The 25,031-nt window shown below is 71.3% G+C and carries 20 protein-coding genes; 9 read left to right on the top strand and 11 right to left on the bottom strand.

Going from position 1 to position 25,031, the window contains the following annotated elements:
• The first annotated feature begins 86 nt into the window (after window positions 1–86).
• Window positions 87–551 carry a GNAT family N-acetyltransferase gene (locus CP975_RS13550; RefSeq protein ID WP_055528149.1) on the top strand — a complete coding sequence of 155 codons (465 nt, stop codon included), beginning with the start codon at window positions 87–89 and terminating at the stop codon, window positions 549–551.
• 39 nt (window positions 552–590) lie between these two features.
• On the opposite strand, the gene CP975_RS13545 is transcribed toward CP975_RS13550, so the two are convergent.
• Entirely contained in the window at window positions 591–1,154 is a 564-nt protein-coding gene (locus tag CP975_RS13545) for a GNAT family N-acetyltransferase (RefSeq protein WP_055528147.1), read from the bottom strand.
• Between the two features lie 10 nt (window positions 1,155–1,164).
• Window positions 1,165–2,520 (bottom strand): NsdA family TPR-like regulatory protein, encoded by a 1,356-nt coding sequence (locus tag CP975_RS13540; RefSeq protein ID WP_199782897.1) that lies wholly within the window; start codon window positions 2,518–2,520, stop codon window positions 1,165–1,167.
• Between the two features lie 254 nt (window positions 2,521–2,774).
• Here CP975_RS13540 and CP975_RS13535 point away from each other — a divergent pair, with 254 nt between their 5' ends.
• The 7 genes from CP975_RS13535 (at window position 2,775) to CP975_RS13505 (ending at window position 6,719) form a co-directional block, all read left to right on the top strand.
• Window positions 2,775–3,023 carry a hypothetical protein gene (locus CP975_RS13535; RefSeq protein ID WP_055528146.1) on the top strand — a complete coding sequence of 83 codons (249 nt, stop codon included), beginning with the start codon at window positions 2,775–2,777 and terminating at the stop codon, window positions 3,021–3,023.
• A 20-nt stretch (window positions 3,024–3,043) separates the two neighbouring features.
• Complete coding sequence (locus tag CP975_RS13530; RefSeq protein ID WP_246201497.1) at window positions 3,044–3,217, top strand: hypothetical protein; 174 nt, start codon at window positions 3,044–3,046, stop codon at window positions 3,215–3,217.
• Window positions 3,218–3,291: 74 nt separating this feature from the next.
• Window positions 3,292–4,323, top strand: coding sequence for a radical SAM protein (locus CP975_RS13525; RefSeq protein ID WP_055528143.1), 1,032 nt, complete (start codon window positions 3,292–3,294; stop codon window positions 4,321–4,323).
• A complete protein-coding gene (locus CP975_RS13520; RefSeq protein ID WP_246201496.1) occupies window positions 4,320–4,964 on the top strand; it encodes a thymidylate kinase in 645 nt (214 codons plus the stop codon). Before CP975_RS13525 ends, CP975_RS13520 begins: the two co-directional genes overlap by 4 nt.
• Window positions 4,957–5,454, top strand: coding sequence for a hypothetical protein (locus tag CP975_RS13515; RefSeq protein ID WP_055528142.1), 498 nt, complete (start codon window positions 4,957–4,959; stop codon window positions 5,452–5,454). The genes CP975_RS13520 and CP975_RS13515 overlap by 8 nt, the downstream gene beginning before the upstream one ends.
• Window positions 5,451–6,239: an STM4013/SEN3800 family hydrolase gene (locus tag CP975_RS13510; RefSeq protein WP_055528141.1), complete on the top strand. Its 789-nt coding sequence runs from the start codon at window positions 5,451–5,453 to the stop codon at window positions 6,237–6,239. Before CP975_RS13515 ends, CP975_RS13510 begins: the two co-directional genes overlap by 4 nt.
• 24 nt (window positions 6,240–6,263) lie before the next feature.
• The gene (locus tag CP975_RS13505) at window positions 6,264–6,719 is read left to right on the top strand and encodes an NUDIX hydrolase (protein WP_150476912.1); all 456 of its coding nucleotides are present in this window, start codon (window positions 6,264–6,266) and stop codon (window positions 6,717–6,719) included.
• Between the two features lie 87 nt (window positions 6,720–6,806).
• Here CP975_RS13505 and CP975_RS13500 read toward each other — a convergent pair whose 3' ends face one another.
• From CP975_RS13500 to CP975_RS13480, 5 genes are all read right to left on the bottom strand, one after another.
• Complete coding sequence (locus CP975_RS13500; protein WP_150476911.1) at window positions 6,807–8,483, bottom strand: glycosyltransferase family 2 protein; 1,677 nt, start codon at window positions 8,481–8,483, stop codon at window positions 6,807–6,809.
• A complete protein-coding gene (locus tag CP975_RS13495) occupies window positions 8,480–10,774 on the bottom strand; it encodes a CDP-glycerol glycerophosphotransferase family protein (RefSeq protein ID WP_150476910.1) in 2,295 nt (764 codons plus the stop codon). The genes CP975_RS13500 and CP975_RS13495 overlap by 4 nt, the downstream gene beginning before the upstream one ends.
• Window positions 10,771–14,358 (bottom strand): bifunctional glycosyltransferase/CDP-glycerol:glycerophosphate glycerophosphotransferase, encoded by a 3,588-nt coding sequence (locus tag CP975_RS13490; RefSeq protein WP_150476909.1) that lies wholly within the window; start codon window positions 14,356–14,358, stop codon window positions 10,771–10,773. The genes CP975_RS13495 and CP975_RS13490 overlap by 4 nt, the downstream gene beginning before the upstream one ends.
• A gap of 66 nt (window positions 14,359–14,424) precedes the next feature.
• Complete coding sequence (locus CP975_RS13485) at window positions 14,425–15,228, bottom strand: ABC transporter ATP-binding protein (RefSeq protein ID WP_055534863.1); 804 nt, start codon at window positions 15,226–15,228, stop codon at window positions 14,425–14,427.
• Complete coding sequence (locus tag CP975_RS13480) at window positions 15,221–16,147, bottom strand: ABC transporter permease (RefSeq protein WP_055534864.1); 927 nt, start codon at window positions 16,145–16,147, stop codon at window positions 15,221–15,223. Before CP975_RS13480 ends, CP975_RS13485 begins: the two co-directional genes overlap by 8 nt.
• Window positions 16,148–16,293: 146 nt before the next feature.
• On the opposite strand from CP975_RS13480, the gene CP975_RS13475 reads away from it, so the two are divergent.
• The gene (locus CP975_RS13475; protein WP_055534866.1) at window positions 16,294–16,938 is read left to right on the top strand and encodes a TetR/AcrR family transcriptional regulator; all 645 of its coding nucleotides are present in this window, start codon (window positions 16,294–16,296) and stop codon (window positions 16,936–16,938) included.
• Between the two features lie 61 nt (window positions 16,939–16,999).
• On the opposite strand, the gene galE is transcribed toward CP975_RS13475, so the two are convergent.
• The 4 genes from galE to CP975_RS13455 form a co-directional block, all read right to left on the bottom strand.
• Entirely contained in the window at window positions 17,000–17,983 is a 984-nt protein-coding gene (gene galE, locus CP975_RS13470) for a UDP-glucose 4-epimerase GalE (RefSeq protein WP_055534869.1), read from the bottom strand.
• Window positions 17,984–18,085: 102 nt separating this feature from the next.
• Window positions 18,086–19,765, bottom strand: a complete 1,680-nt coding sequence (locus tag CP975_RS13465) for a glycosyltransferase family 2 protein (protein WP_425474250.1) — start codon at window positions 19,763–19,765, stop codon at window positions 18,086–18,088.
• A 27-nt stretch (window positions 19,766–19,792) separates the two neighbouring features.
• Window positions 19,793–21,349 carry a hypothetical protein gene (locus tag CP975_RS13460; protein ID WP_055534871.1) on the bottom strand — a complete coding sequence of 519 codons (1,557 nt, stop codon included), beginning with the start codon at window positions 21,347–21,349 and terminating at the stop codon, window positions 19,793–19,795.
• On the bottom strand, window positions 21,346–24,954 hold the full coding sequence (locus CP975_RS13455; RefSeq protein ID WP_167532693.1) for a bifunctional glycosyltransferase/CDP-glycerol:glycerophosphate glycerophosphotransferase: 3,609 nt from the start codon (window positions 24,952–24,954) through the stop codon (window positions 21,346–21,348). The genes CP975_RS13460 and CP975_RS13455 overlap by 4 nt, the downstream gene beginning before the upstream one ends.
• Between the last annotated feature and the right edge of the window lie 77 nt (window positions 24,955–25,031).

Below are 25,031 nucleotides of genomic sequence, written 5' to 3'. Positions count from 1 at the left end.
GACTGGGCCAAGAAGTACCGGTCTGTCGGCTGATCATGGCCGGCACGCTCCGGAAATCACTTGCAGCACCTACTTAGAGTGCGGACATGCCAACTTCGCTGCACCTGCAAGAGATCACTCCTGACAACTTCGAGAGCGCTGTCGACCTGAGAGTCCGCCCCGACCAGGAACACCTGGTGGCTCCCGTGGTGAAGTCACTCGCCGAGGCATACGTCCATCCCGGCATCGCATGGCCCCGGCTCATCTGCGACGACGACGAGGTCGTCGGGTTCCTCATGGCCTTCTTCGACATCGACTGGACCGGCAAGGGCACCGACTTCCGCTCCGGGCTCTGGCGTCTCAACATCGCCGATGGAAAGCAGGGCCGAGGCTGCGGACGCTTCGCAGTGCAGTCCGTTGCCAACGAGATCCGGCGCCGAGGAGGCACGCGGCTGACGACCACGTGGCATCCCGGAGCGGATGGCCCGGAGGGCTTCTATCTGACACTCGGCTTCCGCCCGACCGGAGAGACCAGCGGAGACCAAACGGTGGGTGTGCTGGAACTGAGCTGAACCGGCGTTCTGCCGCACTTGCCGGGGCGGCGGGTGCCTTCAGCGCCCCCCGTCTGCGGCGCCCTTCCATTCATCCTCAAGGATCGAGTAGGTGATGGAGTCCCGCCACGCGCCGTGCACGAGGACGTGCTGCCTGATCCGTCCCTCCTCCTGCAATCCGGCGCGGAGCAGCGTCTTGTGCGAGGCGGTGTTCAAGGGGGCGCGGGCTGCCCATACGCGGTGCAGGCCCAGGTCGTCGAAGGCGAGGCCCAGGAGGATACCCACGGTTTCCGTACCGTAGCCGAGCCTCCAGACGGAGGGGTGGAGGGCGCCGCCCATCGTGGCCGCTTTCGGCTGGTGCGGGTCGAGGGCGAGGCGGGCGTAGCCGATCAGCCGACTGCTCTCGCGCTCGGTGATGGCGAGGCAGTATTCGTCCCGGGGCTCGGTGGTGGCGGAGACCATGGAGCGGGCGATGATCTGGCCTACTTGGTCGCGGGTGCGGGGTTCGAACGACAGATGTGCGGTCGCCTCCGGGTCGCCGTAGATGGCGTGCACCGCGTCCACGTCATCGATGCCGATCTCCCGTAGGACTAGGCGGGCGCTGCTGTGCTCGACCGGATACATGGGCGGGACCTTACCTGGGCAGCGCGGGGGTCGGAGTCGAGGTGAACAGCTCCAGTTGGGCACGGAGATCCCGGGCCTCACTTTCCGCGCGCAGGGGACTCGCAGTGAGGGCGTCGTGGACGCGGCGGGCGGATACGACGATTCCGTGGTTGTGCTGTGCCGGGGGCAGGTCGAGGACGGGGCGGACGGCTTCGGCGGCACCTTCGAGGTCGCTGCGGATGATGCGGGCGAGGGCGAGGTTGGTGTGGGCGCCTGCCATGTCACCGAACCCCCACTCATCGACGGGAGCGGAGGCGTAGGCCCGCACTGCTTCTTCTGCCGACCGCTCCGCCTCCGCGCCACTGCCGCCGAGGAGAACATGGGCTTCGGCGACGTAGTACGCCTGGCGAGGCTGAGGAAAGGTGAGGATTCCACCGATGCCGTCAAGGTCGTCGCGGATCGCAGTCTCTCGGGCGTCGCTGCTTCGGACGACGGCTGCCCGGACGCCCTCGGAGTCGCCGAGAAGTGCATGGGCCCGGGCTTCCAGAGCGGCGAGCCACACCCCGACAGTGCCGGTGGGAGCGGCAAGGGCGGAGGTGCCACGGGCCGCGTATGCGGCGGCGTCGGCAGGGCGCCCAGCCCAATAGGCGATGAGGGATTGGAGTCCTCGGACCCAGGCACGCATGCCGTTGTGCCCGGCTTGGTCGGCACACACGTAGGCGGCGCGGGCCTGCATCATGGCCGACTTGGAGTCGGCGAGGTCGTGGGAGGCCTTGGCGAGCATGCCACAGGCCATGGAAGCCAACAGTTGGAGGTCGACTCCTTGCGCCGGAGTGGCCCGACCGGACTCCAGGAGCCGGAAAATCAGGTCATGAACCTCGGTGAGGTCGGCGAGGATTTCGTGCAGAGCCACGCGAGGATACGCCGCGCCGATCCGCGTTACCTCGTCCCGAATATGACCAAAGGTCTCCGGGCCGATCGAGTTGGTCTCTGCCATTACCGCGTACCGCAGTGCCCTGCTCGCCGCCATTGCTGCCTGCCTTCCCATTTCCTGGACATTCGCGTTCGGCGTGAAGTGATCCGTAACTACCGGCCCGCGCACCTGAGATGCCGCCACCGGGTGGTGAATTCCCGCGACCGGGGGCGCCAGGAGTTCGCTGATGGGGTGGCCGAACATGTGGGCCAGGACGCGGCGGGCGTCAGGGACCGGCTTCGACTCGCCCAAGTACCAGCGCTCGTAGGTCCGTTCCGACGGGGCGAGGTTGGCGAGGTGCGGAGTCCCCTCCACCTCGGCCAGCTCCCGCGCCGACCGTTCGAACTGTGCCTTGAACGTGGGGTACGACTGCCAGTCCCGTTGAGCGGTGAGCAGTTGGAGCAGGGTGCGCATGGTGACCTCCAACCCGTCGAGGTGCGCCTGAGCAGACGGTAGGCCTGTGCCTGCCCGCCGACTTGTCATTTCTGCCGTTCAGGCCGAAGTCGACGGTCCGATGACGGTCCGATGACGGCTCCCGTCACCGGTGCCGGGAAACGTGACGGTGCGATGGCGGTAGAGATGCGTCCGGCCGGGCGGCACGCTCTTCCGCATCGTCACTGAACGTAGCAGTGCGAACACCCTTGACACAGCAGGGAGTTCCATCCGCCATGACCCAGTCCCGCACTCGGCCCCTCGGTATGGGCCACTGGTCGCATCCGCTGCTCGGCCAGAAGGTCATCGACCACGCGCACGGCGACCGTGTCGGCGTCTTCCGCGCATTCGCCCCCGACGTGGACAGGGGCGCTCTCCGCCCGGTCATCAGCATTCCGGAGACGCCGCCTGTCGTGTGGCTTGCTCCAGAGAACGGAGGGCTGGAGTGGACCACCTCCCCGGACGCGATCGAGGAAGCACGGTGAGTGCTGGGCGGAGGCCGGCGGTGGGGGACGAGGTGGAGTACGCGCCGGACTGCCGGGCCATCGTGACCGACGTGCGCCGAGGCGTACTGATCCTGCGCGGCCCCGGCGGCCTGGAATGGCCCGCCGCCGACCCCGACGGCCTCCGGATCACCAGGCTTCGGAAGGACCGCCGGACGATCGACGACTACCGGTGAGCACTTCCCCGATCAGGCCTGCTCGCCCCATCACCTCGGCGGACGGGCCGCCGCCCTCTTCGGAAAGGGAAGACGTGAACGCTTCACTTGCCCGCACCCCGGCGGCCCCCGAAGGGGTCGACTGGACCGCTTTTCGTAACTACGCCGCTCTCCGTGGCCAGTTACGGGTCTCCTTCGGACCACAGTGCAACGTCGCTTGCTGGTTCTGCCACAACGAAGGGGATGTGCCGCCGCCCGTCACGAGGGCGGACCGAACACAGCGACCGCGTGGACGCGCCCTGAACGCCGCCCACTACGTCTCGATCGTCACCGCGCTGATGGAAGCCGGTCTCAAACGGGTCCTGTTCACGGGCGGGGAACCCCTGATCTCCCCCATGACCCGGCAGGTACTGGAACAGCTCCCGCCTGCCGGCCCCGACGGTTCGTACGCTCTGATCACCAACGGCACGCGCGTGCGCGCCAACCGGGACTGGCTCCGCCGCGTTCCGCTGGACAAGGTCAAGGTGTCGTTGCACTACTTCTCCGACGAGTCCCTCTATGCCATCGCCGGTACTCGCCTCGGCATCGCGGCCGTGCTGGACGGCATCGAAGCGGCCCGGGGAATTTTCGAGCGGGTCGAACTGAACTGCCTGCTCCTCAAAGAGAACGAACATGAGGTCCGCTCGGTCCTCGACTTCGCCCTGGAACGGCGCTTGCCGGTGCAGTTCATCGAGCTGGTCGGAACCACCTTCAATGAGGGGCGGGCCACCTCCGCCGTCCCGGCCGACGAGACCGTCGCATACCTGCGCACGCTCACCAGCGACGAGCACACCGAGGTCGTGGGTGTCGGGCAGGGGCGGCGGGTCTTCCGCGTCGAGGGCGTGGAGATCGACGTTATCCACGGCAACCTGGGCCGCCACCACGTCGGCCAGTGCGGTACCTGCCCCGTGCGGGCCAAGTGCGTCGAGGGATTCTGGGCCCTGCGCATCGACCACGGAGGCGGACTCCAGCCCTGCCTGCTCCGCGATGACCTACGCCTGGACCTCAATCCGCTCCTGGCCGCCCCTGACCGGCTGGCAGCGGCGATCGGCAGGCACACCACCGCCTTCACGGAAGGAACGCTGTGATCCTGCCGTCCGCCTACGAGCCGATCCCCTATGACGGCATCCGGGAGATGTTCGTAGTCCTCGAAGGAGTTTCCGGTATCGGCAAGTCGACACTCGCCGAAGTACTGACCGCGCGGCTGGGCGCCACCAGTCTGCACACTCTCTCCGATCCGCATTCGGCATGGAGTTCGCAGGTCAACGAGCGCCTGAACGCACTGCCTCAGTTCGCGTTCTATCTGTCCGGGGTTCTGCACGCCGCCGACGCTGTACGCGGGTTCCGGACGGCCGGGCCCGTCGTAGCTGATCGCTACGTGTCCTCAGTGATCAGCTGCCACAGCGCAGTGCACGGCGTCCCGTTAGCCGATGTGGCAAGGCTTCTGGAGCCGTTCCACCCCTACCTGGAGCCCCCGGACCACACCTTCTACCTCCGCTGTTCCGAACAGGCCCTGCGGGACCGGATGACGGCGAAGGCCACCGGCAGTCTGCTCACGCCGGATGATGCCGAGTTGTTCAGCGTGCCCGGCCGCCTCGCTCGCCTCCTGGACAACTTCGATTCGGTGGCCGCCGCTGACCCCACCGCTGTCGTCCTGGACACCGACGGCAAAACACCGGGTGAACTCGCCGACTGGATCCTCGACCACACGGAGCACACACGTGACTAGCCCCTTCGATGCCGCTGTCGGGATCCGGGACGGTGGCGTCGGCGGCCGGTTCCCGGGTGAGATTCATCAGGGCGTCGCCTGGTGGACCGGCGCCTGCCTGGTGGTCGCCACCGAGGCGGAGTGCATCGCGATCGCCCACGACGGACACGCCATCAGCGAGGCCTTCCACCACCGCCTGCGCCGTGGCGCGGTGAACGCACAGCATTACGCCTGCCGTGTCGTCGATCTCGATGCGGCCGAGGAGAGGGAGCTGTTGCACACGATGAAGGAGTTGGGTCAGGTGCCCGGTGCCCTCGTCACCACTACCAGCCGTGGCGGAGTGGTGAGCATCCGTATCTTCCTGTACGACCAGTGGGGACGAGTGCTGGAGGAGGAAGCCGGACTGGGGAAGATTCGCAGGATGATCGCCGAGGACCGCGTACCTATCCCCGTGAACGAGAAGGCCAGGGGGCGTGTGGAGTCCCACAGGCCAGAGGGCGGCGAGCGGTGATCGACGCAGCGGAACTCATCGGCTCGGGCACCGGAATCCTTTTCATCACTCTCGACTCCCTGCGCTACGACGTCGCTCGTGCCGCCTACGACGAAAGCCTCACACCCCGCCTTGCCACCCTCCTGCCCCGGGACGGCTGGGAACGCAGGCAGACCCCCGGCACCTTTACTCTTCCGGCCCACATGGCGTTCTTCTCCGGTTTTCTGCCCAAGCTTCCGCAACCAGAACAGCCTTCCCGCCTGTGGGAATGCCGCCCGCCCGCGTTCAAGGTGGTCCCGCCACGGACCTTCGTGTTCGATGCCCCAAACCTCCTCACCGGCCTTGCTCAGTACGGCTACCGGACTGCGTGCGTCGGCGGCGTCACCTACTTCTCCCGCGAAACCCCGCTCGGCGGTGTGCTGCCGGACATGTTTGACGAGGACCACTGGCGGCCTGAGTTCAGCTCGGCCGAGCCGGACTCCACCCGTCACCAAGTTGAACGGGCGTTGAGTATCGAGGCCACGCGAACCGGGCCCCTGTTCCTGTTCCTCAACGTGTCCGCCACCCACGTGCCCCACGGCCACTACCTGGGCGAGAGCACCGATACCGTGGCTTCCCAAAAGGCCGCGCTCGCGTACGTCGACGAACACCTTGCGCGCCTGATCACCAGCCTGACCGACCAGCGCCGGTGGCTGATCATCCTGTGCGCCGATCACGGTGACGCGTATGGAGAAGAGGGCTATCACGGACGGGGGATCGTGCATCCCGTCGTGATGAACGTGCCCTTCGCCGCCTGGGTCCGGTGAAGCCCGCCGCTATGCTCGCGCGCCATGAGCGACGACGTTCCCGGACGCGGGCCGGCCCGCGACGCAGCGGTGGTGGTGGCCCGTGACGACGAAGGGCTGGTTGCACTGCTGAGCGCCGACTTTCCTCGTCACGGCGGCCAGTACCTGTTCCTGCCCGGCGGCAGGCGGGAGGAAAGGGAGAGCCCGGAGGATTGCGCGCGGCGGGAACTGCGTGAGGAGGCCGGGGTCATCGCCGCCCAGTTGTGCCCTCTGGGCACGTACGCCATCACCCTGGGGTCAACTGCCCGCGTGCACCTCTTCGAGGCCCGGGGGTTGTCCTTGGGGCCGCAGGAACTGACGCCGTCGGAGCGGGACTTCAAGCTGTCCTGGTGGACCATGACCGACGCGCTTGACGCCGCCACCGAAGGGCGGTTCCTCCTCCCTGCCGGGCCGCTCGCACTGCTCCTGGCTGACCGGGGTGGGCGGCGACTGGGGGTGTGACGGCTGGGCAGGGCGGGCGGGGGGTGGTGGGTGGGGAAGAGGCGGCGCCATGCGTGTGGCGCCCGTCGGGGGAGCGGGCCCCCGTCCTCACCGCACCACACTCGCCACCAACCCCGCCGCCCTCCGCACCCGCGCCCCCGCCTTCGCCCCCGCCCTGCGCGCCAGCGGGCGTATGACCTTTGACGTCACGCCCACCGGGGTCCAGCGGAGCTGGAGGCGGCCCGAGGCGCGGCCCTCCGGTTCTACCGTCACCTCGTGGGGGAGTGCGCCGCCCCGGTAGTCGATCCGGGCCCTCAAGGTCGGGAAGGCGAGCGGGGCCAGGAGCAGGGACGTGTTGCGCAGGGGGCCCGACGTCAGTTGGAGGACCGGGTGGCGGGTGCCCTCGAAGCCGTTGAGGGGGAGGGGGGCCAGGGTCAGGTCCAGGTGGGCCCTGCCCTCGAAGACGCCGGGGCGGACCGGGTCCAGGCGGAACGGGGTCTTCATGCGGCGGTGGCCCGGGGCCAGGAGGAGGGTGGCCACCTGAGGGCCCACAGGGAGGCGCAGGCCCGGGTCGTACGTGCGGATCGTGAGGTCGACCGTGGCGCCAGGGCCGCGTTCGACGCGGGTGATCTCGTGGCGGAACTGCGCGCTCGGGAACGGGCGGGAGTCCAGGCCCTGGTCGGTGAGGTCCAGTTCGGCGCGGGACCGTTCCGTTTCCGGGAGGCGCCCGCCCCAGTAGACACGGCCCTCCGCGTCCATCGACGTCTCGCGCGGCGCCACCCCGTGGCCCAGGCCCCGCGCCGCCAGCTGTGCCTCCGGCAGGCGGTTGTCCCGGACCAGTTGGAGGACCACCCGTTCGGCTCGGGGGAGGCGGGCGTACGCGCCGGGGGACAGTTCCGCCAGATACGGGTTCACGATGTCCGCGAAGCCCGTCAGCCACTCCTCGTCACGGAAGGGCAGATCACCCGCGTACATCCGGAAGTCGTGTTTCAGGAACTTGTAGTCCTTGGCCTCCCGGACGGCCGCGTGACCGCTGGTGACGAGGAAGTCGTCGATCAGACGCTGGACGTGGATCCGGTCCCGTACGTTCGACAGCTTGTGGCGCTGGTTCGAGATCGACGCCGACTCCGCCGCCTCGTAGGGGGCTATGTACCAGCGGTAGACCGGGTCCGGGATCACCGTGAAGGACTTCGCCAGGCAGTACGCCTGCGCCGAGAACAGCTGGTCCTCGTAGTGGATGCCCTCCGGGAAGCGGAGGGCGTTGCGGTCCAGGAACTCGCGGCGGTACATCTTGCTCGTCGAGAGGTGTTCGAAGAACAGTGACGGTTCCGCCTCGATGCCCTCCACCGTGCGGCGCTCCGCCACCAGGTGCGGCATCCACGTCGAGGTGCGGCCCGTGTCGACGCGGATCCGCTCCACCGCGCCCATCGTGAAGTCCACTTCCCGTTCGCGGTGCGCCGCCAGCAGCAACTCGACCGCCCGCTCCGGGAGTTCGTCGTCGCTGTCCAGGAACATCAGGTACGGGGCGCGCGCGATGTCCAGCGCCCGGTTGCGCGGCGCGCTGCATCCGCCGCTGTTCTCCGGGAGGCGCAGGTACGTGATGCGGTCGTCCTCCGCCGCCAACTGGCGTGCGACCGCCGGGGTGTTGTCCGTGGAGTGGTCGTCGCTGATGACGATCTCGATGTTCTCGTGCGTCTGGCGGCGCAGGGACGCCACCGCGCGCGGCAGCCGCTCCGCGTCGTTGTAGACGATCACCGTGACCGTCACGTCAGGTATCCGCGTCATCGGGTCGTCGCCTCCTCGGGCGTCGGGGCCGGCGTGCGCTCGTCGACCGGGGTCACCGGCGGCAGGGACTCCTCGCTCTCGCCGAGGAAGACGCGGCGTACGACCCGCTCGGCGGCCCGCCCGTCGTCGTACTCGCAGAAGCGCTCGCGGAACGCCTTGCGCGCCTTGGCCGACGCGCTGTCGCGCCACGCCTCGGAGGTGAGGACCTCCGTCAGTTCCTCCTGCGTGCGTGCCACGGGCCCCGGGGCCTCGGTCATCAGGTCGAAGTACACGCCGCGCGTCGTGGCGTACGTCTCCCAGTCGTCGGCGTAGATGACGATCGGGCGGTCCAGGTTGGCGTAGTCGAACATGATCGACGAGTAGTCCGTGATCAGGGCGTCCGCCGCGAGGGAGAGGTCCTCCACGGGGTCGTAGGAGGAGACGTCGATGATCCGGCCGCTCCTGCGCAGGCCCGCGAGCGGCGAGGCCGTACCGCCGTAGAAGTAGTGGCCGCGCACGAGCAGGACCGTGTCCTCGCCGAGCCGGTCGGCGAGCGTCGCCAGGTCCAGGCGCGGGGTCCAGGCCGCCTCGTAGTCGCGGTGGGTCGGGGCGTAGAGGATCGCCCGCCTGCCGGGCGCGATGCCGAGCCGCTCGCGGATCGCGCGGATGTCGGCGGCCGTCGCGCTGTAGAAGACGTCGTTGCGCGGATAGCCGTAGTCGAGGGACTCGTAGCGTGACGGATACGCGCGTTCCCACATCTGCGTGGAGTGGCTGTTCGCGGAGACGCTGTAGGTCCACTTGTCGACGCGCGCCAGCAGGCTGTGGAAGTTCAGGCCCTTGGCCGCCGCCGGGTAGTCGAGCTGGTCCAGGCCCATGCGCTTGAGCGGGGTGCCGTGGTGGGTCTGGAGGTGGATCGCGTCGGGGCGCTTGACGACCGCGTTGGGGAAGTTGACGTTGTTCACCAGGTACTTGGCGCGGGCCATCACCTCCCAGTAGCGGCGCGTGCCGGGCACGACGTGCTCGGTGCCGGGCGGCAGCAGCGGCGCGTTCGCCGCCGAGACGACCCACACCGGGTGGATGTGCGGCGCGAGTTCGGCGAGCTTCGCCGCGATGGCCGCCGGGTTGCAGGCGACGCCCCGGTCCCAATAGGCCGTGAAGACCGCGAGGTGGGGGTCGACGGGGCGTTCCAGTTCCCTGCGGTAGCGCAGGTCGCGGACCTTCACGCCCACCTTGTGCTTGCGCGAGACGACCGCCGACCTGAGCTTGCGGCGCTGCTGGTTGGCGGTCTGGAACGCGCGGTACTTCGTGTACGCGTCCTCTTCGAGGATGCGGCGCCGTACGCCCTCCAGGCCGCCCGGCCGCTGATATCCCTCGGGCCGCCATGCGACGGCCGCCTTGGAGGCGCGGTGGAAGAACTCCCTGCGGACGGGGTCGGGCAGCTTCTCGCGGGCGACGACCCGCAGGCAGTCGCCGACCATCACGTCGTAGAGCGCGGTGCGGGGCGCCGCCGGGAGGCCCAGGTCCGCGGCCAGGGCGAGCAGCGACTCGTAGCGCTCGATGACCCCGAATCGGTCTGCGGGGGTGGCCGGGGGCAGGCTCTCCACCCGCAACTCGTTGACGTTCAGGGCGACTTGGTCGAGTGCGGCGATACGGCCCGCGAGCAGCAGGGCGGCGTACGCGGCGAACGTCTCGTCCGCCACGGCCAGTTGACCGGCGTGCGCCCGCCAGAAGTCCGCCCGCAGCACGCGGTTGCCGAGCAGCGGCGTGACCCGCAGCAGGTCGGGGCAGTCCGTGAGCGGCAGGTCCTTGCGGCCCTGCTTGGCGAGGAATGTGCCGTCGGGGCTCGGCATCCCCTGGTGCCGCCACGTCGAGCGGACGTGGTCGACCAGCAGGACGTCCACGCCGTCGGGGAGGTCCGCCACGCGGTCCGCCACCGTGCGCGGCGCGCCCGTCGGCACGGTGTCCTTGCTGTGCACGAAGTGCAGCCACCGGCCGCCCGCCCGCTCTGCGCCCGCCGCCCGCGCCGCCGCGTCGCTCGTGCCCTCGGGCAGCGGTACGACGGTGACGCCGGGCCGGTCCTCGGCCGCGGCCCGCGCGGAGGCGCCCACCGCGGCGACGACCACCTCGACGCCGGGGGAGGCCTGCGCGGCGAGGGCGTCCAGGCCGGCGCCGAGGCGGCCCTGGACGTCGCGGCCGTGGACGATGACGCTCAGCGCGGGGCCGGTCGCGTCGCTCACTTCCTCGCTCTGTTTCCCGCCCAGTTCCTCGCTCTGTTTCTCGGGCACGGCGGTGCTCCCCTCCTGTGTGTTCATGCGGTCGCCGTCCCTCGGTGGGCGAGCATCCGGTCCACCACGCGGCTCGCGGCCCGCCCGTCGTCCAGGTCGCAGAACTCGGCGCGGAACTCGTCGTACGCCTTCGCGTACGGCCCGGTCGCCGACTCCAGGTCGCGCAGCGCGGCGATCAGCTCGTCGGAGGTCGGCACCAGCGGTCCCGGCGCGCGCTTCTCGAAGTCGAAGTAGAAGCCGCGCAGCCGGTCGCGGTAGTGCTCCAGGTCGTACGTGAAGAACAGCATCGGACGGCCCGTCACGGCGAAGTCGAACATCACCGAGGAGTAGTCGGTGACCAGCACGTCGGCGATCAGGAGCAGGTCCATGATGTCGGGGTAGCTCGCGACGTCCCACACGAAGCCGTCGCCCGCGCCCGGCACCGGCTCCACGATGTGCGCGTGCGGGCGGACCAGCAGGACGTGGTCGTCGCCCAGTTCGTGCCGCGCCTTCTCCAGGTCGACGCGCAGGTCGAGCAGGAAACCGCCGCGGTGGCGCTGCTTGTCCTCGCGCCAGGTCGGCGCGTACAGGACGACCTTCTTGCCCTCGGGAAGGCCGAGGGCGCGGCGCACCTTCGCGGCACGCTCGGCGCGGTCGGGGGCGAGCAGCACGTCGTTGCGGGGGTAGCCCGCCTCCAGGAGTTCGCCGTCCACGTCGCCGCCGAACCGGAAGGCGCTGCGCATGATCGGCGTGCTGAACCGGTTCGGGGAGAGCAGCATCGACCACTGGTGGCGCTCGCGGTCCAGGTCCATCAGGTACTGCGTGCTGGCGAAGTGGTCGTTGTCGAAGTCGAAGCCGATCCGCTTCAGCGGGGTGCCGTGCCAGGTCTGGACGATCTGCTGGCCCTCGCGGCGCTCCAGCCAGCGCGGGAAGTGCGTGTTGCCGACGATGTAGCGGGAGCGGGCCATCGCCTCGTAGTACTCGGGGCTGTGCACGCGGACCGCCTTCGCCGTGCCGGGGACCTCGCACTGGCCGTCCTTGACGACCCACAGGTGCTCGACCGGCAGCCCTCGGCGGACCATCTCCTCGTGGATGGCGCGCGGGGAGTCGCCGTACATGCGGCCGCCGAAGACGTCGTACAGGACGGCCTCGCGCAGCGGTTCGTGACGGGCGGCGGGGTAGGTCTCCGTGCGCAGCCGGGTCTGGCGGTAGCGGCTGCGCTCGTCGGGGCGCAGCTCGGAGTGCGCCATCAGCGCCAGCTGGTCGTACTGGCGGGCCTGGAGCTCCACGCGCTTGCCGTGCGCCGCGGCCTCCAGGGGGAGGTGGGCGTGGACCGGCGGGGCGAGCTGGACGGCGGTGCGGGTGCCGTCCGGCTTCTGGACGGACGGCCACCAGAAGCCGGCGCGCAGGGGGGTCCGGCCCGCGTGGTGGTGGGTGGGGGCGGGGACGAAGCGGGCCTCGAACCGGCCGTCGGCCGCCTTCGCCGGAAACGTGTACTCGTGGCCCGACCAGGTCTGGCGGAGGACGAGGGCGAGGTCGTGGGCGCCGGGTGCCGGGTAGCTGCCGGTGAGGGTGACGGTGCCGTCGGGCTGTACGGAGATGTGGTCCACCAAGGGCTGGACCGGCTGGTCGCAGAGCTGGAGGTAGCCTCCCGGGCTGCGCCGGGCGTAGACCGTGCGGTCGGCGTGGGGGAACTGGGCGCCGGAGAATCCCTCTCGGTCGTCCAGGATCAGGGCTAGGCGGGTCGACGTGGGTTCGGCTCCAGAGGAGGTGACGATCTCCACCGACATGTCCCACCGCCCGATCGACCGTTCCGCCTGCGTCGGGCGCAGCCGCTCGTGGTCCTCGCGGGCGTCCCTCAGGGCCGCCGTGTCTACCCTGGCCGTGAAGGGGACGCGGCCCTCCCTCGGGGTGTCGAGGTCCAGCGGCACCGTCAGGACCGTGCCGGACTCGCGGTGGCGCATGCGCAGGCGGGCCTCGCCGCCGGGGGCCGTGCGCAGGACGCCGCGTACGAGAAGGCCGGGGCCGTCGGCGCGGACCTCGAGCGCACGCGCGTGCGCCGTCTCCACCCGGATGGCCAGCTCACCGTTCTGGATCTGGGGGGCGACGCGGACGTCCTCGGTGACCCAGTGCGCGGGAGGCGTCTGACCGGAGCCCGTGCCCGCGCCGTACAGCGGCCCGCGCCGGGGCGTCGCGCCCGTGCCGGCCACGGCGATCCGTACGTACCAGAGCCCGTCGACCCACTTGCCGCGCCGCCGCAGCCGCGAGGGGTTCACGAGCGCCCCGAAGCCCGCCCAGTCGGCGTGCCGGAACTCCGCGCCGGAGGCCACCGTGGCCTCCGGGTCGAGGTGGCTGCGGGCGGGCACGAGCACCGTGCGGCGGCTGCCCTTCTCCTTCAGGATCAGCGACTTGAGCGCCTTGCTCCGGGACTCGGCGCCGAGCTGGCGGGCGAACGCCCAGCCGGACAGCCACAGCTTGCCGTCGTGCCAGGCGGCCTCGTCGAGGCGGCTGCGCAGCCGCAGCTCCGGGTCGAGGCGCAGGACAGCGTCCGGCGCGGGGGCGGCCGTGTCCAGGAAGGGGTAGTCGGCCTTCGGGTGCAGCGTGCCGGTCACGGGGATCGAGCCGGGGTGCTCCTTCTCGAACTCCAGCTGGCCGATCAGCTCGTCCAGGCGCCGGTGCACGGTCAGATACAGCTTCAGCTTGTGCGGTACATGCAGCGCCCGCACCGCGTCCTGCCCGATCTCGCGGACGAGCCGGCCCACGTGCTCAAGGAACGCCTCCTGGTACGCGGCGTCGGAGCCCGGCAGGACCCGCCAGAAGAGGGGGATCTCCTCGGCGAGCGCGTTGTGGTCGTAGACGCGCAGGTGCTCGGCGTACATCGGGTCGTCGGCGACGCGTGCGAGCAGGAACTCGCGGACCATGCGGATCGACCTCACACGGTCGATCAGCCCCTGCGGATTGGTGCGGTTCTGCGTGATGGAGCGCTCGCCGATCTCCCGCTCGCGCCAGTTGTAGATCGGCTCGCTGAGGACGTCCACGGAGTCCGCGAGGTAGTGCGCGGGGACGCTGACGGGGGCGTCCTCGTAGAGCATGGCCTCCGGGTACGCGAGCTGGTGCCGCTCCCAGAAGGAGCGGCGGTAGACCTTGTTCCACGCGGTGCGGTCGGTCAGCAGTGGGCGGAACTTCGAGACGTGCGTACGCAGCCTGGTCGTCGCGAAGGGCACGCGGTGCACGGGCGACTGGACGTACCCGGCGGAGCGGAAGCGGGTGACGTTGCCCGCCGCGAAGTCCGACCCGGTCTCGTCCAGCGTCTCGATCATCAGTGCGTACGCGGTGGCGGGCAGCGTGTCGTCACTGTCCACGAAGGCGAGGTACTCGCTGTGCGGGGACATCTCCCGCACGCCGGTGTTGCGTGCCGCGCCCAGACCCTTGTTCTCCTGGGATATCAGCCGGAACCTCGGGTCGGCCGCCGCGAAGGCCCCGGCGATGGCCGCGCTGCCGTCCGTCGAGCCGTCGTCGACCATGACCACTTCGAAGTCCGTGAAGGTCTGGGCCGCCAGGGACTCCAGGCACTCGTCGAGGTACAGCTCGACGTTGTAGACGGGGACGACAACACTCAGCCGTGGCTGCACGCGTACTCCTTCTGTTGCTAAACGCTCCCATAGTGTAAGGATGCGCGCATTGGTGCGACAAAAGGGCTACCTGTCCTGGTTTGTATAACGCTCGTACTCCTTCAGTACGTCCGCCGTGGGGCCGTCCATCCGCAGCTCGCCGCGCTCCAGCCACAGCACGCGGTCGCAGGTGTCCCGGATCGACTTGTTGTTGTGGCTGACCAGGAAGACCGTGCCCGCGCGCTCGCGCAGCTCGCGGATGCGGGCCTCGGAGCGCTTCTGGAAGGAGCGGTCCCCGGTGGCCAGCGCCTCGTCGATGAGCAGCACGTCGTGGTCCTTGGCGGAGCCGATGGAGAAGCGCAGGCGCGCCGCCATGCCGGAGGAGTACGTGCGCATGGGGAGTGTGCTGAAGTCGCCCTTCTCGTTGATCCCGGAGAAGTCGACGATCTCCTGGCAGCGCTCCTTGACCTGTTCGCGCGACATGCCCATGGCGAGGCCGCCGAGGTGGACGTTGCGCTCGCCGGTCAGGTCGTTCATCAGGGCCGCGTTGACCCCGAGGAGGGAGGGCTGGCCGTCGGTGAAGATCCGGCCGCGCTCGACGGGCAGCAGGCCCGCGACCGCCTTGAGCAGCGTGGACTTGCCCGAGCCGTTGGTGCCGATCAGGCCGATGGCCTCGCCCTTGCGGGCGGTGAAGGAGACGTTCCTGACGGCGTGGACGGTGCGGGCGCCGGGGGTGCCGCCCCGCCTCAGGATGCGGCCGAGCGCGGCGGTCGCGGCGCCCCGGCCCGCCGTGGCGCCCGCACCCTGGACGCGGTAGACGATGTCGACGGCGTCGACGATCACGGTGGGGGCGTTGTGCTCCCGCCCCTGTACCTGTGGGGTCTCAGCCACGGCCGTACGTCTCCTCTGCCTTCCAGAAGTAGATGAACCCGCCGATCCCGGCGAGCAGCGCCCAGCCGAGCGCCCAGGCCCACACGTGGTGCGGCAACTGGTCCGCGTGGAAGGTGTCGATGAGGGCGAACCGCATCAGATCGATGTACACGGCGGCCGGATTGCACTCCAGGAGGACCTGTACGGCGTGCGGCAGGTGCCGGTCCTTGAGGACGGCGTCGATGCTCCACATCACCCCGGACCCGTACATCCAGGTCCGCAGCACGAACGGCATCAGCTGCGCGATGTCCGGCGTCTTGCTGCCGAGCCGGGCCATGACGAGCGCGAGGCCCGTGTTGAACGTGAACTGGAGGGCCAGGACGGGGACCACCAGCAGCCAGGACACCGTCGGCGGGACGCCGAAGCAGAGCAGGATCACGACCAGCGCGCCCATGGAGAAGAGCAGCTGCTGGAGCTGTTGCAGGCAGTATGAGATGGGCAGCGAAGCGCGCGGGAAGTGCAGGGCGCGGACCAGGCCGAGGCTGCCCGATATGGCGCGGGTGCCCGCCATGACGGACTGCTGCGTGAACGTGAAGACGAAGACGCCGGTGACCAGGAACGGGACGTAGTCCGCCACGTCCCGCTTGGTGTCCATCAGGACGCCGAAGATGAAGTAGTAGACCGCCGCGTTCAGCAGCGGCGTCATCACCTGCCAGAGCTGGCCGAGCTTCGCCTGGCTGTACTGAGCCGTCAGCTTGGCCGTCGCGAAGGCGGTGATGAAGTGGCGCCGCTGCCACAGCTGGCGGACGTAGGCGGGCAGGGAGGGGCGGGCGCCGCTGACGGTCAGGCCGTGCCGGGCGGCGAGTTCGGCGGGGGAGAGGGCGGCGGCCGCCGTGCTGGTCGTACGGGGCGGCGGGGGTGCGTCGAGGACCTGGCTCACATCCGTGGCTTTCGCTCGGGGAGGCGTCGGGAGGCTGCGGCATACGTCGGGACGGGCCCGTATCGTCGCCACGCCGAGCGTAGGGCGACGATACGTCGGAACGCAACCGTATCGTCGTGACGCTTCGCGCTGTTTATGCTGTCCGTATGACGACGAGCAGGCCACAGGGTGAACAGGCGAGCGGACCGCGCGGCGAACCGCCGCGCCGCAGGGCGCCCGCCGGGGCCGCCGTGCTCCGCGAGGACGTGACCGAGGCGATCCGGGCCGCGGTCTTCGAGGAGCTGGCCTCCGTCGGCTACGCCCGCATGTCCATCGAGGGCATCGCGCGCCGCGCGGGCGTGGGCAAGACGGCCGTGTACCGCCGCTGGCGCTCCAAGCTGCACCTCGTGCTCGACCTGGTCTCGGCCATAGCGGTCCAGGGCCTGCCCGCGCCGGACACGGGCTCCCTGGAGGGGGATCTGCGGCTGCTGTACGAGGTGACCTCGCGCGCGCTGCGGCACCCCGTCGCCTCCCAGATCATCCCGGACCTCCAGGCGGAGGCGGCCCGCAACCCCGAGATCGCCGAAGCCCTCCAGAAGGCGCTGCGGGAGGGGCAGCACGGGGTCGCGAGCGGCATCGTGCGGGCGGCCGTCGAGCGGGGCGAACTGCGCGCGGGCGTGGACGAGGAGCTGGCCCTCGACCTGGTGTCGGGACCGCTCTACTGGCGTTCCGTGGTGGTGCGGGCCGACCTGCCCAAGGGCTACCTGGGCAGGCTCGCGGCGGCCACGGCGGCGGGGCTGCGGGCGCTCTGAGGCGCGGCGGGGGCTCGGCGGACCCCGCGTTCGGCAGGATGGCCGCCGCGCACTGACTGTGTCAGTCGCGCCCCGCCTCCGGGCGCAGCCGTACCCAGCCGGCCCACGCCGACACGATCATGTCGCGTACGTCCCGCTTGGCCGACCAGCCCAGTTCCGTGGTGATGCGGGTCGCCGCGGCGACCACGCGGGCCGGGTCGCCCGGGCGGCGGCCGGTCACCTCCGCGGGCGTGTCGTAGCCCGTGACGTCGTTGATGAGGTCCGTCATCTCGCGGACCGAAACGCCCTCGCCCCGGCCGATGTTGAGGGTCAGGTCCGTGCCGGGCGCGGCCGACGCGAGCTTGCGGGCCGTCGCCACATGGGCCTCGGCCAGGTCGACGACGTGGATGTAGTCGCGTACGCACGTGCCGTCGGGGGTGGCGTAGTCCGCGCCGAAGATGCGGGGGGCCTCGCCGTCCGTGAGCTTCTCGAAGACCATCGGCACGAGGTTGAGGACGCCGGTGTCGGCCAGCTCGGGCGTGGCCGCGCCCGCCACGTTGAAGTAGCGCAGGGACGCCGTCGCCAGACCGTGCGCGCGCCCCACGGCCCGCACCAGCCACTCGCCCGCCAGCTTCGTCTCGCCGTACGGGCTCATCGGCAGGCACGGCGTCTCCTCGGTGACGAGGTCGACGTCCGGCATGCCGTACACCGCGGCGGACGAGGAGAAGACGAAGGAGGGCACACCGGCCTCCACGACCGCTTCGAGGAGCACCCGCAGGCCCTCCACGTTCTCCCGGTAGTAGTGCAGGGGCCGCTCCACCGATTCGCCGACCTGCTTCTTCGCCGCGAGATGGACGACGCCGGTGATCGCGTGGTCCTTCAGGGTGCGGGCCAGCAGGTCCGCGTCCAGGGTCGAGCCGGTCACGAGGGGGACGCCCGCCGGGACGCGCTCGGCGATACCGCTGGACAGGTCGTCGTAGACCACGGCCCGCTCGCCCGCCTCCATCATGGCGCGGACGACATGCGCTCCGATGTATCCGGCGCCGCCGGTGATCAGCCAGGTCATGGTCGTCTTGTCCCGTCCTGTCGTGCGTGTGTTCTGCGTTCTGTGTGTCCGGTGTCCGGTAAGGGCGACCCGCAGTCTCGCAGAGAGCCCGTACGGGCCGCGTCAGCGCCCGCGGGCCCCCGCCACGGAGCGGGCCCGGCGCAACCACCGGGCGAGCCGCCGCTTCACGACCCCGGCGACGCCCCGCACCCCGGGCGCGAGCCGCAGCGAGAGGTTCCCCGCCTGGGTGGCGTACGGCTGGACGAGCAGGATGCCGCGCCGCCCGCCAGGCACCACCGTGCGCCGCAGCAGTCCGGGCCCGGCGACGGCCCGCGCGGTCGTGTCGCGCGAGGTCCCGTCGTCGAAGTGGAGCCGCAGCCGTACGTCCCACACCGCCCCGTCCAGCGCGCCGAGGTCGAGCAGGACCGTGGCCGTCCACGTGGCACCGGGCCGCTCCGGACCGAACGCCGCCGTCCTGCGCAGGCCCGGCAGCCCGCTCTGCCGGTGGATCAGCTCGACGTCGACGGTGGCGGGGCCCGCCTGCGCCACCCGCCCGTACAGCTCGCGCAGCCGCAGCGTGAGCCGGGTGCCGCCCGCGCGCGGGCGCAGCTCGCCGTCCACCGCAAGGGGCAGCAGGCGCATGGGGCGTACGAGCAGGTGCTCCAGGGTGACGTGGGGGAGGTCGTCAGCCCAGACCGGGGTGGCGTCGGCCGCCCTCGGATACGGCGGCACGAGCCGGGCGGGCCGCGCCGCCACCTGCTTCAGCCGGGCCAGGTCGCGCGGCTGCCCGGAGGCGAGGATGACGCGCGCGATGACGCGGCCGGGGGCGGGCGCCGCGTCGAGGTCGGCGGCGTCGAACGTCGTCAGGTACGCGCGCGTGAGCGACCACCACTCGCGCTGGTACTCCTCGCCGCGCGCGGGGAGTTCCCGGGTGTACATGCGCAGCCCGTGGTCGACGAACTTGGCGCGGGCCGCCCGCGCGAGCCGCTTGCCCCCGGCGCCGCGCGCGTCCCGCAGGATCTCCACGGACTGGCGGTGCGCCTCCATGCGGGCCTGCCAGTTGGCGATCCCGGCGCGGTCCAGGGAGATCGACAGCTTGGCGGCGGCGCGGCGCACGTGCCACACGTACACCGTGTCGGGGACGAGCGCGATGCGCGGCCCCGCGGCGAGCATGCGCGCGGTGAAGACGAAGTCCTCGTAGATGAAGCGGCCTTCGGGGAAGCGGATGCCGTGCTCGCGCAGAAAGTCGGCGCGGTAGAGCTTGTTGACGCAGAGCGTGTCGTGGACGAGGCGGGTGCGCAGCTCGGGGCGGGCGACGAGCCGGGCCTTCGCGTACAGCTCCGGCTGCCAGGGCACCTCGCGCCCCGAGGGCAGTTCGCGGCGCACGCACAGGCCCGAGGCGACCTCGCAGCCGTGCCGCTCGGCCGCGGCGAGCAGCGCGACGGCCGCGCCGGGCGGCAGCACGTCGTCGCTGTCGAGGAACATCACGTACGGCGCGCTGGCGGCGTCGATCCCGTCGTTGCGGGGGGTGCCGCAGCCGCCGCTGTTGCTCGCCCGGCGGATCACCCGCACGCGCCGGTCCCCTTCGGCGAGGGCGGCCAGGATCTCCGCGCTGCCGTCCGTCGAGCAGTCGTCGACGGCGATCACCTCGCGGACGACGGGCCCTTGGGCCAGCGCGGAGCGCACCGCGTCGGCGATGTGGGCCGCGTCGTTGTAGCCGATCACGACGACGGAGACCCGGGAGGTGCGGGAGTTAGGGGCGGGTGAGTTCTGGGCAGTCGGGTGAGACAGGGTGCGGTCCACGGAGGAAATTTTATAGGTTGCTCGTAATTATCCGATTAGGGGGGCATTCGCCGGAGTGGCCCCGCCCACCCGCGCCAGCACCTCGCCGGTCCGCCGGCTCCAGTCGACGACCACCGCCTCCGGCGGCACCTTCTGGTCGGGGCCGAGCAGCAGCCACCGCACCTCGTAGCGGCGGACGATCGCCGAGCGCTCCGCACGCGTGGAGTCGGGGGCGAGATAGGCGCGCACGGCCGCGAGCCGGCGGTTGCGTACCTCCTCGGCGAGCGAGGCGTCCGGCCAGGCGGGGGCGACGAGATTGGCGCCGAGGCCGGGCACGGACCGCGTGGGACGGTAGCCGTCGGTCAGGACGACGTCGCCCCGGCCCATATGGCCGACCGCCCAGCCGTAGCCGGGCCACCGCGGCGGCTGGTCGAAGCCGATCGGGTCGAGCGCGCGCGGCACGACGGCGCCCGCCTGGATCTGGAAGAACCCGACGCACGCCCCGAGCGCCGTCGCCCCGGCGAGCGCGCCCCGCCGCCACCCCCAGGGCCGCGGCGCGGCCAGCTCGATGGCGAGCGCGAACTGGAGCGGGACCAGCGTCAGACCGAGGATGCGGCCGTAGGTGTAGTGACCGCTGACCCAGCCGTACGCGACGACGGCGCACTCCAGGGCGAACATCAGCACCAGGGGGTCCCTGCGGTCCCTGCGCAGCCGCAGCCACAGGGCCGGAAGGCCGAGCAGCGCCAGCCAGAAGCGCTGGGGCATCTCGGTGTAGAGCTGGCGGTGGATCCAGTCGACGCTCTCGTCACCGACGAGGGAGAAGACGCTGAAGTACGGCCAGAGCGCCGCCACGGCCGCCGCGGTCAGACCGGTCGCCGCCCACGCCCCGAGCCCCGCCCACTCCCACGCCCTCCGGTCGGACGCCGCGAACGCGACCACGCCGAGCACCGCCGCCACCGACGAGATCGGGTGGATGAGCAGGACGAGCCCGCACAGGGTGCCCAGACCGACGTAAGGCCAGAGCCCTCGCCGCAGGCCCTTGGCCAGCGAACCGGCCCACGCCCACGCCCAGAACGCGAGCCCGATCGCGAACGTCGAGGGGTAGCCGAGGTTCCCCGTCATCGACATCAGGCCCAGATAGCCGCTCCACCACGCCATGCGCGTGCCCCACAGCAGCACCATCGCGAACAGCGCGAGGACCGGCGCCCACGGGCGGGGGGTGAGGCCGCGCACGAAACGCCCGATGCCGGTGAGCAGCACCAGGAGGTTGAGCGGGCCCGAGAGCTTCACGACCTGCCAGCCCGCGAGGCCCGTCACCTTGGCGAACAGGCCCTGGGCGACCGCGTACGGCGAGTAGTACGCGCTGCCGTCGCCCGGCAGGTCCGCCATCGGGTGCGCGGGATGGAGCAGGTCGTCCTTGAGCCGTTCGACCACCGCCGCGTGCTGCCCGAAGTCGCAGCACATCGGCACCCGCCAGAACGCCAGTGACATCACCAGCCAGAACAGGCCGCCGAAGACCAGGAAGGGCGAGGGGCGCCACCGCCGGCCGCCGCCCAGCGCCGTCGCGCCGAAGGCGGTCCTGCGGGCGAGGAGCGTGCCGGTCACCGCATCAGCCTCTCCACGACGCGGGCCGCGGCCCTGCCGTCGTCGAGGTCGCAGTAGGCCTCGCGGAACGCCGTGTACGCGTCCGCGTGCCGGGCCGCGATCGCGTCCAGATCGCGCAGCGCCTCGACGACCTCGCCGGTGGAGGCGAGCAGCGGACCGGGCGCGCTCGTCTCGAAGTCGAGGTAGAAGCCGCGCACGGTGTCGCGGTAGTGCTCCAGGTCGTACGCGTGGAAGAGCATCGGGCGCCCGGTGTGCGCGAAGTCGAACATCAGCGAGGAGTAGTCGGTCACCAGCACGTCGGCGATCAGGAGCAGTTCGGCGGCGCGGGGGTGGGCCGACACGTCCCGTACGAAGGGCGCGCGGGCGCCGGGCAGCCGGCCCGCCGTCAGCGGGTGCTTGCGCACCAGCAGGACGTGGTCGTCGCCGAGCACCGACTCGGCGGCGCGGAAGTCGAGCGCGGGCTCGTAGCGGAACCGGCCCGGGGAGTACGCGAGATGGTCCCGGTAGGTCGGCGCGTACAGCACGATCCGCTTGTCCGGGCAGAGGCCGAGATCGCGGCGGACCCGCTCGGCGGTCTTGCGGCGGTCGTCGCCGAACAGCACGTCGTTGCGGGGCGAGCCCGCTTCCAGGACCTCGCCGTCGTAGGCGAGGGCGCGGCCCAGGTGCGGGGTGGAGAAGCGGTTCGGCGAGACGAGCACGTCCCACTGGCGCGACAGCCTCGGCAGCGCGTCGAGGTGGCCGTGGTCGGCGTAGAGGGTGCCGGTGAGGTCGGTGCCGATGCGCTTGAGCGGGGCGCCGTTCCAGGTCTGTACGACGGTCTGGCCCTCGCGGCGCTCGAAGAAGTCCGGGAGGTGGCCCGCCGTCACGATGCGGCGGCAGCGGGCCAGCGCCTCGTACCAGGCGGCGCTGTGCTCCTCCACGCCTCTCGCGCCGGCCGGTACGTGGGTCTGCTGGTCGTGCGTGACCCACAGGTGCTCGACGTCGGCGCCGCGCCGCACCAGCTCCTCGTGGACGGCGCGGGGCGAGTCGCCGTCGAAGTAGAGGACGGCGTCCGTCAGCGGCCGCTCGCGGTGGCTCGGATAGTGGGCGGTGCGCAGCCGGTGCTGCCGGTAGGCCCCGCGCTCGGAGCGGGCGAGGACGGACCCCGCCTCGACGAGCAGCCGGTCCCCGAAGCGCCGGTCGACGGTGAACTCCCGCTTCTGGGCGACCTGGTGAAGGGGCAGCCCCGCCGCCACGGAGGCGAGCAGCCGCACGGGCATGCCGTCCTCCCGCCGCCCGTCTTCCTGCGGCCCGGCCCCCTCGCCGGACTCCGCCCCGGATTTCGCCCTGGACTCCGCCCCGGATCCCGCCCCCGCGTCCCGCAGGAACGCGTACCACCGCCCCTCCCGCAGCGCCCCGCCCCCCGGCGCGACCACCGCGCGCAGCCGCTCGCCGACGCGTTCGGCGGGGACCGTCAGCTCCTCGTCGCGGCTGCTGTGCCGCAGGACGAACTCCGCCTCGGGCCAGCCGGACCCGCTCGCCAGGATCTCGACGGTCAGCGTGCCGTCCGGGCCCCACGCGACGCGGTCGGCGATCGGCTGCCGGGTCAGCTCGACGATCAGCTGGCCCTGGTCGTTGGCCGTGGCGCACAGCTCACGGCCCGTCTCCGACGCGTACCGCCCCGGGGCCAGGTCCAACGTCGCGGCCAGCGACTTCAGCTTGCCGTCGGGCAGCACGAGGTTGGCCTGCCAGCGGTCGCCGTGCGGCGGCTCGACCTCCTTGGGCGCGAGGTGCGGCGTGGGCGGCACGCCCGCCAGGTCCGCGAGCCGCACCCGGACCTCGAAGCGGTCGTCAGCGAGCGCCACCGGATAGTCGAAGTCCGTGCCGGAGTGCTTGTGGGTGAGCCGCAGGGCCCTCGGCCGCACGCGCCCCGGCAGGATCCCGCTCAGCACGACGTCGCCCCCGTCGCGCCGGTGGGCGTCCACGCGCGCCGCGTACTCCTGGACCCGCAGCACGAGCCGGCCCTTGCTGAAGCCGAGGACCAGGCGCAGCCCGTCGCCGAGTTCGCGCACCAGGGACTGCGCGGACGCCCCGTCGGCGGACCGCACGGCCGCGCGCCGCACCGTGCCGTGGCCCGCGACGACCACGCCGAGCAGCCAGTTCCCCGGCCGCCACCTCCCGCCGGTCTTCAGCTGGTCGGGGTCGACGGTCATCTCGAAGCCGGACAGGTCGTAGCAGTGCAGGCGCTGCCGCGACTCCTCGGTGGCCCGCGGCGCGGCGACCGTCCTCGTCGGCACGCGGCGGAACTGCCCCCTGCTGTGCGCCGACTTGAGCAGCCCCGCCTTGAGGGAGTGCCCGGGGCGGGTCGCCGCCAGATTGCGTACGTACGCGTATCCGTTGATCCGCAGCTTCCCCTCGGCGTCCCACCGGGCCTCGCCGACCCGCGCCACAACGGGCAGTTCGCCCCGCCCGATCCGCGCCAGCTTCTCGGGCACGCGGCCGACGCCCGGGTAGGAGGCGCTGCGGCGCAGGGCGCCGCGGACGTGGAAGGCGGTGCCGTTGGCCTGCTCGAAGGCGAGCAGCTCGATGAGTTCGGCGGTGCGCGACTCGCGGACGAGCTGCCATTTGACGCGCAGGTCGACGGGTAGGCCGGTGATCACGGACGGGTCCGCGCGGCGCAGGAACGCCGCCGCGTCCGCCATGAACGCCGCGCGGTACTCGGGGCCGCCCATCGGCAGTCCCTCCAGGAAGTACACGAAGTCGTCGCGCAGACAGGAGACGTCGTACGTCTTCTTCATCTCCGGCGCGTGCTCGGCGAGGAAGCCGCTGACGTGCGCGCACGCCGCGATCCGGTCGCGCACGCCCTTGACGTCGGTGCGCCGCCGGGTGATGGAGCCCTCGCGGACCCGCCAGTAGTAGACGTGGTCGCTGAGCACGTCCACGGACCCGGCGAGGAAGTGCGCCGGGATCATCACGGGCGTGTCCTCGTACAGCTTGCCCTCGGGGAAGGCGAAGCGGTGCCGGTCCCAGAAGGAGCGGCGGAACACCTTGTTCCAGGCCACGCGGTCGGAGAGCAGGTCCAAGTCGCGCGAGATGTGCGTACGGGCGCGCGGCTCGGTCAGCCACTTGTACTGCCAGGCCTGTGAGCGGCCGCGCTCGGTGAGCCGCCAGACGTTGCCGCTCGCGAAGTCCGAGCCGGTCTCGTCCAGGCTCGCGATCATCCGCTCGTACGCGTCGTGCGGCACGACGTCGTCGCTGTCGACGAAGGTGAGGAACTCGGCGGTGGGCGACGCCTTGCGCACGCCGGTGTTGCGGGCCGCGCTCAGCCCGGCGTTGCGCTGGCGGACATAGACGAAACGGGGGTCCCTGGCGGCGAACGCACGCGCGATGAGCGGGCTGGCGTCGGTCGAGCCGTCGTCGACCATGACGCATTCGAGGCCGCCGGGACCCTCCGGCCCGCCCGGTCGCCCGGGGCCGGATGAAGTACGCCCGGTCTGCGCGGTCTGCACGGTCTGCCGGGCGATCGACTCCAGGCACTCCTCCAGGAACTCCTCGACGTTGTAGATGGGCACGACGACGCTGAGACGGGGCTGCACGGCGACCGGCCTTTCATGGGAGTACGGCATATTTAGCCCCATTTGCCCGCTCGTCGCTCCCGACGGTCAGTCCCTTCGGCTTCTGTCACCCCAATGAGTGACGGGAG

The organism is Streptomyces alboniger, assembly GCF_008704395.1.
GTDB classification, from domain to species: Bacteria; Actinomycetota; Actinomycetes; order Streptomycetales; family Streptomycetaceae; genus Streptomyces; species Streptomyces alboniger.
This window is presented reverse-complemented; position numbering and strand designations above follow the sequence as displayed.

Coding starts and splice junctions, on each gene's coding strand:
- CP975_RS13550 (WP_055528149.1), top strand. CDS start 87: ATGCCAACTTCGCTGCACCTGCAAGAGATCACTCCTGACAACTTCGAG.
- CP975_RS13545 (WP_055528147.1), bottom strand. CDS start 1,154: ATGTATCCGGTCGAGCACAGCAGCGCCCGCCTAGTCCTACGGGAGATC.
- CP975_RS13540 (WP_199782897.1), bottom strand. CDS start 2,520: ATGCGCACCCTGCTCCAACTGCTCACCGCTCAACGGGACTGGCAGTCG.
- CP975_RS13535 (WP_055528146.1), top strand. CDS start 2,775: ATGACCCAGTCCCGCACTCGGCCCCTCGGTATGGGCCACTGGTCGCAT.
- CP975_RS13505 (WP_150476912.1), top strand. CDS start 6,264: ATGAGCGACGACGTTCCCGGACGCGGGCCGGCCCGCGACGCAGCGGTG.
- CP975_RS13500 (WP_150476911.1), bottom strand. CDS start 8,483: ATGACGCGGATACCTGACGTGACGGTCACGGTGATCGTCTACAACGAC.
- CP975_RS13495 (WP_150476910.1), bottom strand. CDS start 10,774: ATGAACACACAGGAGGGGAGCACCGCCGTGCCCGAGAAACAGAGCGAG.
- CP975_RS13475 (WP_055534866.1), top strand. CDS start 16,294: ATGACGACGAGCAGGCCACAGGGTGAACAGGCGAGCGGACCGCGCGGC.
- galE (WP_055534869.1), bottom strand. CDS start 17,983: ATGACCTGGCTGATCACCGGCGGCGCCGGATACATCGGAGCGCATGTC.
- CP975_RS13455 (WP_167532693.1), bottom strand. CDS start 24,954: ATGCCGTACTCCCATGAAAGGCCGGTCGCCGTGCAGCCCCGTCTCAGC.